Origin of the sequence: Candidatus Cloacimonas sp. (genome assembly GCA_039680785.1) — a bacterium.
Classification (GTDB): domain Bacteria; phylum Cloacimonadota; class Cloacimonadia; order Cloacimonadales; family Cloacimonadaceae; genus Cloacimonas.
In genome coordinates this window covers 1-8,062 of sequence record JBDKSF010000042.1, presented here as the reverse complement: position 1 = coordinate 8,062, position 8,062 = coordinate 1, and the positions used below count along the sequence as shown (strand labels likewise).

Below are 8,062 nucleotides of genomic sequence, written 5' to 3'. Positions count from 1 at the left end.
TTCGTAATCTTTTTAATCCTAAAATCCTTGATTCTAAAACTTAAATCTGTATATACTACAAAAGAATATTTTACAGGAATGAACGACGTCCTCGTCGTTCCACATACAACCGAGTTATCCAGTTTCTGCCTTACTCTGTATAAGCTTGAGTTATATAATTTCCGCTTTATTTTATAACAGCTTGATAGTTTGTTTGTTGTGGTTGACGAGGACGTCAACCCTCCTATATTTTCGCCGGGTTAAAACCCGTCGCTCAAATCTGTCGTCCCGCGGGGACTAATTGTAGCTGTTACTATGTGCGCCGGGTTAAAAACCCGTCGTTAGTATGTATCGTTCCTGACGGAACTTTTATTCGAAATCCTTTTAATCCTAAAATCCTGAAATCCTTGTTTCAAAACTTAAATCTTCGTGAACAAATCCTGAAATCCTTGTTTCTAAAATTCAATCCTGTAAATCCCTTTCATCCTGTTCATCCCAGACCTATTCTTTTAAATCTGCGGCATCTGCGAAATCTGCGTGAGACCTCTTTTAACCGTTAGCACCATCTGAAATTATAGACCTTATAACCCACGAGGCAGCCATCATACCCATTATGGCAGGCAAATAACTGATGGAGCCGATTATTTTGTTATGTTTTATATTGCTGGTAATGTCTAAATCAAGCTCAGTTTCTTCTTCCTCTCTATTTATATCCTCCCCATTTGGTTTAATAGGTTGTTCGGAAGAATAAACACAGGGAAAGGATAGATCAATTCCTCTTTTTTTGAGCATTTTACGCACTCTGCGTGCTAACGGACAACTATTACTTTTAGCCAAAGTAGATATCTGAATCAAAGTTGGGTCAAGCCGATTTCCTGCTCCCATCACACTGATAAATTTTCGTTCATTGATAACCAAGAATTCCAAGAGGTCGATTTTGGCGTTCAGACAATCAATGGCATCCACGCAATAATCAGCTCCAGCAAGTAACTGTTCTTGATTATCTTTGTTTAGAACTTCCTTATGCACAATTACTTCCGCCTGCGGATTGATATCCAAAATGCGTTGTCGGACTACTTCCGCTTTAAATTCACCGATAGTTGATTGCAGGGCTATAAGTTGTCTGTTTACATTACTGGGTTCGATCTTATCAAAATCAACCAAAATCAGTTTGCCAATTCCAGCTCGGGCTAATGCCTCAACTGTAAAAGAGCCAACTCCACCCAAACCAATAACTGCAACACAGGTATTTGCCAATGTTTGGAGTCCATTTTCTCCAATTAATAGTTTAGTGCGTGAAAAATCCGCTTCGTTCATATTCGTAAAAGTTTTTTTGTTGTTGGGCAGTTAATTGTTCTTTGGTAATTTCGGATATCTCAGCTACAGAAGAAACAAGGGAAATTAAACGCAAAAGAGGATTGGGCTCATTTTCTTTCACATATTCGCGCGTAATGTCCGTTTCAAAAAGATAGCGTTCACTTTCTATCATAGCCAGCAAAAGCTCATTTTTATCTTTTTTCAATAACCGCGCCGAAATTGTAAACAGAGTATTCAAGCGTAAAAGTTCTTTAAAACCCGGTAGGGAACCAGCATAGCCATGAACCAGATATTGAAGATTATATTGCTTCAGGATTTTATAAGCTTCCGTCGTATGTCCTACTAAATGTAAGACAACTGGTAGATTATATTGTTTGGCAAGTTCCAATTGAGCGATAAAGATCTTTTTCTGTCCGTTAAAATCAGGATTATTTCTATCCAACCCGATTTCACCGATTGCCCAAATCTTTTTCTGGTGACACAGTTCTTCCAGATCTTTCAATTCCAGATCGCATTCATCATAGCTTGGATGAATTCCTGCACTATAAGCAATTCTATTGTCAGGATTATTTTGGTGCCAAACAATTTCCGTTTGGGTAAGTATCGAAGAGAGCCAAAAACTGATACCTTGTTTGTTTGCCTCTTCCATTAAATGTCTTATCGGCATTAATTTAGCTAAATTTGCCAAATGGCAATGGGCATCAATAACATTCACTTTATTCTATCCTCGGCAAAGTAGATTTAACGGCTTGAAAAACTGTCTCTACCTCTATATTTTTCATACAATTATGATGTTTTTGCGGGCATTTTTTACTGCCATGACTACCGCAAGGCCTACAATTTAAATCAACTTCAAAAACCCTGTCTCCTTCCCGATAAGGATAATAGCCAAATTTCTGAACGGTAGGTCCAAAGAAGGCAAAGGTCATTATCTGCATCGCATTGGCAATATGCATAGCGCCACTATCGTTACAAATCATTAAAGAGCATTTTTCGATAACGGCGGCACTTTCCAGTAAATTAGTAACTCCCGCAAGGTTAATTAACTTGGCATTATTTTTTCCCATAGCATATTCTATTTCGTCACATTGGGGTTTATCACTTCCTCCCCCAATTAAAACAATGCCATAATCATTATCTAAAAGTTTCCGGCAGAGTGAGATATAGGACTTTAGTTCCCAACATTTGGTCTTCCAGATGGAACCGGGAGCAATAGCAATTAATGTCTTTTTAGACAATGGTTTAAGCAATTCATCCGCTTTCTGTTTATCATTAGCTGAGGGGAAAAGCTCTGTTTGCAAATCAAACTCTTGATCGCTAAAAGGTTTCAGCAGGTCTAAATTTTTTACTATCTTATGTGGACCGACCGGATGTTCTATTTTTTTCGTCAGCATCCATTTAGCCGATCCTCTATCAAAGCCAATTCTCTCCGGAATTTTACTTAAATAAAGTATTAAATGTGACCGAAAAGAACTGTGCGGAGTGAGAGCTAAGTCATAATGTTTGGCTTTAATTTGTTGGATAAGTTGCAAAGTAGATAGCAAAACATTTTTACGCTTTTCATCTACAATAACTTCCTGCACATAAGGATTGTTTTTTAAGAGTATGGCTGCTTCAGAAACAACCATTACATCAATTTTGGCATTGGGAAATAATTTGGCAACCGCTTTTATCAAAGGAGTTATTAAAATTACATCGCCAATGAAAGCGGTCTGGACAATTAATATGTTTTGTGATTCTTTCATAGTTTCCTGTGTTTTAATTTGCGTAGGATCAGCATCCTCCGACTACACTTCAGAATTTCTTTCATAGCGTAGTATATAGTCCTAAGTATTTATCTACCATCTGCTCTTTGCTAAATTCCTGCACGCTTTGCAAAGCTTTTTTTCCATATTTTTCTCTCAAAGCACGATCATTAGCCAGTTTCAAAATCGCTTGGGATAGTTCCACCGGATTTTTAGGAGAAACCAGTAAACCATTTTCTCCGCTCTTAATCATTTCTGCAATTCCTCCGGTTTTTGTCCCAATTACAGGAAGTCCTACACTCATTGCTTCCAAAATGGATGTTCCCAAACCTTCCGCAGAGGAAGCCAAAACAAAGATGTCTAATATTTGTAAAAATTGACCCACTTCTTTTTGGAAACCAGTGAAAACAATATGACCTTGCAGGCCAAGTTCGAGAGCCATTTTTTGCATCTCCGGAAGTAAAACCCCATCTCCTACAGCCATAAAAAAAAGTTCCTGATTTTCTTTTAGTGCCAAGGCAGCGGCTTGTAAAAAATTAGGATAATCTTTTTCTCTGGTAAAGGCAGCTACGGTTCCTACTATTATGCTTTTTTCAGGAATATGCCAGAGTTCTTTCATATTTTCCGGAACTGCTACATTAGTGAATTTATTGATATCTATTCCACTGTGGATAACGGCAATTTTGGTTTCAGGAACGCCACAGCTAATCAGAATTTCCTTAATATTTTCCGATATGGCAACGATTTTATTTACTGCCTTGGATTTATATTTAAATGAGGAAAAAATATTTTTATTAATAGGATAAACCACTCTGCGAGTAGCTACAAGTTTTAGATGAGGATAAAATAATTTTGCCATTAAACCCCAACTAAGTGAATGACTGCTATGCAACTGCAAAATATCATAAGCATTTTTTCGGCATAACTGAGATAATTTAAAACCAGCAGACAGATCAAATTCTCCGTTAAAAGATAGCAAGTGACAATGTAGATTATTTTCCTTAAAATATTGTTGCAAAGCAGAACCCGGACAGCACAAAAAACCGCATTCATATTCTTTTTTCAGCATACCTTCATAAAGGTAAACTGCCTGCTGTTGACCTCCTCGCCAACTTTTTTCCGTATCTATATGCAGCACCTTCATTTTTGCATTTTCCCCAAAAGATGATAGCGATACCAAATTCCCCAAGCGGAATTTTTACAAAGAATAAAACCCGTAGCTCCATCCAGAAAGCCCAGCTGGAAAATGAACATTTTGCAAAATTTATTAATGCCTCTTGCCAAAGCCATAAGTTCATTGGATTTTTTTCCTTGCTGATAAAGTTGTTTAGCGCTTAATTCAGCATAGAAACGCATTTTAGCAAAATGCTGTTCGCGGGTGGGATTGGTATAATGCCAAAGATAATGTTTACATTTTTTTATCGGTTGAGAGGTCTGAATGCCTTCATGCACCAATTTTTCGTTAAATCTGCTTTTTTTGCGGTTAAATAAACGCACCGGTGCATCATTTTGCCAACCGCAAAACCGAATTGGTTTATCCAAATAGAAAGAGCGCCTTTTTATGCGCCAGGCAGAATTGTCAAAATTCCTTTTTTTAAGTTCCTGAAGTTCTTTTTGCAGTTCAGCACTAAGTTCTTCATCAGCATCGAGGGAGAGAATCCAATCATAATAAGCAAGATCAACCGCTTTTTGTTTCGCTTTGCCAAATCCCTTCCATTGATCCAAATAATAAACTTTTGCACCCAGATTTTTACAGATATTCACCGTTTCATCATTTGAGCCAGTATCCAAAACCACAATTTCATCGGCAAAAGCAAGTGATTTAAAGCAGCGGGTTATATTTTGGGCTTCATTTTTTACAATCAGAACTGCGGAAAGGGATTCCATCTACACATCTTCCAGTTCATTTTGCTTGCGGATTGTTAAAAAGCAGTTCAAGGGAAAATTTCCCCTCTCATCTTTTTAAGAGAATATAGTTCTTAAAAGTGCCCATCTGCTTTCCACCGTTGAAGTGCTTTTCCATCAAAGTTAAAAAGCGATATTTCCATTGTTCATGTTTATGCGGTTCACGATAAGGATTGGGTTTGCCGGTTAATTGTAATTTATCTTGCCAGTTAAAATTAGCTATCATATTTTGCATCACTTTAGGATGAGTTCCGGCAAAAACAGCCAATTGAGAAAGGGGCCCATAATCAAAATATTGAGGAGCTTTTTGATAATATGCCTCCGCTTTTTCTCTTCCCCAGTGGATAGAATTTAATGCTTTGCATTTATTTTGCATCAAATTGGGCGGACGCACCCAACCGTAATGATAAATTTCGGCATCCACTTTGGCTACTTTTAATTTTCGGGTGCCTGTTTCTTGACGCGGATTATCGTAATCTTCAAAATAGCGAAAGGACTGAGCACTTTGATATGAATGAATATGTGGCTCATTTCGAATAATTCTGATTTCAAAAGGATACCAACCATGCCCATTATGATAGTGATAATAATCGCCCCAAAAGTGTTTATAAGAAAAGAGCAAACCCTCTACTTCCCTATCGTTTAGCAATTCCTCACAGCGCGCTTTGATGACAGGTAAATATTTTTCGTGCACCACCTCATCCGCCTGCAAATAAAAAAGCCAATCACCGGTGCATTCTTTTTTAGCGATATCAGTTTGCCAAGCATTTATCATCCCACGCTGACAAAGTTTTTCTTCCCACACAGTATCTATGATCTTAATTTTGGGCTCGTTCAAAGCCAGAATGCGTTCTCTTGTTTCATCATCAGGATCACCCTTACCCACGGCAATGACAAATTCATCACAAATAGGCAGAATACTTAAAATGGATTCTATCACCGGATAATACAGTTTAATTCCGTTGCGCACAAAAGAAAAGCCACTTATTTTCATTTTGCCTTTTAGCTCCAACATCTGTAAATAAAACTATTTTCCATTTTGCAAATTATAAAGATATTGATAGCGAGAGCAACTTTGCATCAATTCAGAATGACTTCCCATTCCCACAATTTTTCCCTTTTCCAAAACCACTATTTTATCCGCTTTCAAAATAGTGGAAAGTCGATGTGCAATCAGAATAACGGTTCTGTTTTGGGTCGCTTTGTCAATTGCCATTTGCACTTTTTGTTCGGAATCCGTATCCAGAGCGGAAGTTGCTTCATCAAAAATTAAAATGGGAGGGTCACCCACAATGGCACGAGCAATGCAAAGTCGTTGTTTTTGTCCCCCAGATAAATCGGAACCCTTACTGCTTAATACTTCATCATATTTTGTGGGCAGCTCATTGATAAATTCTTCCGCATTGGCAATTTGAGCCGCCATAGCTATTTGTTCGTCGCTAACTTCATCCTGAGAACCATAAGCAATATTTTCTTTGATGGAACGCGAAAACAAAATTGATTCCTGGGTCACGACTCCGAATAATTTGCGCAAGCTATCCAATTTTATGTCTCTTATATCTATGCCGTCTATTTTTATGGCACCGTCAGAAACATCATAAAGCCGATTCATCAAATTGGCAATAGTGGTTTTCCCACCGCCACTGGAACCGACAAAAGCAACTTTACTGCCTTTGGGGATAGTTAAACTAAAATGTTTCAGTACTGGCTTGGATTCTTTATAGGCAAAAGTGACATCATCAAAGGTTATCTCTTTTTCAAATGTATCTTTGGCTATGGCGTCCTCTTTGTCCTTTATGCGGGATTCCTGATTTATCACCAAGGCAATTCTATCCAGCGAAACAAGCGCTTTTCGAATGTCAGTATAGACCTGAGTAATCACTTTTAAGGGATGTAGCATTGAGAACAGCGCAAATAAAAAAGCAGTAAAATCACCTAAAGAAAAACTACTGCCCGGAGCAAGAATCATATTTCCGCCAATAATGATTACCACTATTCCTGTGATAGCAGTATTAAGTTCCGTGATTGGAGTGCTTAAAGAAGCGTAATATTGTGACTTATACCACAATTTGTAATGCTTGTTATTTATTGTTTCGAACTTTTTTCGCTCATAATGTTCGTGTCTGAATGCCTGCACAATCTTCATATTATTCAGCACTTCTTCTACATTGGAAAAAAGATTGGAGAGCTGTTCCTGAATGCGTTTGGAATATTTCTTTATTTTTTTGCCCAAAATCCCTATTGTTAAAGAAAAAATCGGCAAAACAATAATGCTGTATAACATCAAAGTTGGATTCAGTAAATACGCAATCCTCGCAAAGACAATAACCGTAACCAATTCGCGGCTTACATTTATAAAAGAATTGATCAGCTGTTCACTAACTATATCTACATCACCCACCATTCTAACTATCGCATCCCCCACCCGATGACGACTAAAAAAAGTGAGGGACTGATTTAAATAACGATTAAACATATAATTGCGAATATCGCGAATAGTTCTTCCCCGCAAGGAATTGAAAAAGATCTTATGCAACAAAAAGAATACATTTTTAAATAGGATAATTATGAAAATAGCTATGCATAAACCATACAAAAGAGAAAGCGAATCCGTTTTCAGCATTAGTAATTTTGTGCTTTCCCATAAGGAATCGTAATTTTGCAGAGCGGCAAAAAATCCTCCGGAAGAAGCGAAATGCTGCTTGATTATTTCTCCCAAAGCGGATAGAAATGCACCGAAATTGGTATAGCTTAAATTGATTTTACCTGGCTTGAAAACATAATCAAATAAGGGAATTACCAGTGTTATGCTTACTCCATTGAATAAGGCAAAAAGTAGCATACAGATAAATCCGGCAAGTAAATAATGCCAGTATTTCAGCATCATCCTGAAAATCAGGATAATATTATTCCATCGTTGTTTGCTTTTTCTTTTCATAGCTATTATTTTCCCATAAAAAAATGCCAGCATTTGCTGGCAAGTAAAAAAGTGGCACGCCCTAAGGGAGTCGAACCCCCAACCTTCTGATCCGTAGTCAGATGCTCTATCCAATTGAGCTAAGGGCGCAATTAATGACCATAAATATTCTATCCCCTATTTTGTCAACTTTTTCTTC

Annotated in this window: 7 protein-coding genes and 1 tRNA gene; all 8 read right to left on the bottom strand. The window is 37.5% G+C overall.

What is annotated here, in order from left to right; genetic code table 11:
- Positions 1-528: 528 nt before the first annotated feature.
- Positions 529-1,296: a tRNA threonylcarbamoyladenosine dehydratase gene (locus tag ABFC98_02680; protein MEN6444933.1), complete on the bottom strand. Its 768-nt coding sequence runs from the start codon at positions 1,294-1,296 to the stop codon at positions 529-531.
- Positions 1,268-2,011, bottom strand: a complete 744-nt coding sequence (locus tag ABFC98_02675; protein ID MEN6444932.1) for a TatD family hydrolase — start codon at positions 2,009-2,011, stop codon at positions 1,268-1,270. The genes ABFC98_02680 and ABFC98_02675 overlap by 29 nt, the downstream gene beginning before the upstream one ends.
- 1 nt (position 2,012) lies before the next feature.
- Entirely contained in the window at positions 2,013-3,041 is a 1,029-nt protein-coding gene (waaF, locus tag ABFC98_02670) for a lipopolysaccharide heptosyltransferase II (GenBank protein MEN6444931.1), read from the bottom strand.
- A 61-nt stretch (positions 3,042-3,102) separates the two neighbouring features.
- Entirely contained in the window at positions 3,103-4,185 is a 1,083-nt protein-coding gene (locus ABFC98_02665) for a glycosyltransferase family 4 protein (GenBank protein ID MEN6444930.1), read from the bottom strand.
- Complete coding sequence (locus tag ABFC98_02660; GenBank protein ID MEN6444929.1) at positions 4,182-4,928, bottom strand: glycosyltransferase family 2 protein; 747 nt, start codon at positions 4,926-4,928, stop codon at positions 4,182-4,184. The genes ABFC98_02665 and ABFC98_02660 overlap by 4 nt, the downstream gene beginning before the upstream one ends.
- 67 nt (positions 4,929-4,995) lie before the next feature.
- Positions 4,996-5,940 carry a hypothetical protein gene (locus ABFC98_02655; protein ID MEN6444928.1) on the bottom strand — a complete coding sequence of 315 codons (945 nt, stop codon included), beginning with the start codon at positions 5,938-5,940 and terminating at the stop codon, positions 4,996-4,998.
- 33 nt (positions 5,941-5,973) lie between these two features.
- The gene (locus ABFC98_02650) at positions 5,974-7,884 is read right to left on the bottom strand and encodes an ABC transporter ATP-binding protein (protein ID MEN6444927.1); all 1,911 of its coding nucleotides are present in this window, start codon (positions 7,882-7,884) and stop codon (positions 5,974-5,976) included.
- Positions 7,885-7,936: 52 nt separating this feature from the next.
- Positions 7,937-8,013: transfer RNA gene (locus tag ABFC98_02645), tRNA-Arg, on the bottom strand.
- Positions 8,014-8,062 lie beyond the last annotated feature (49 nt).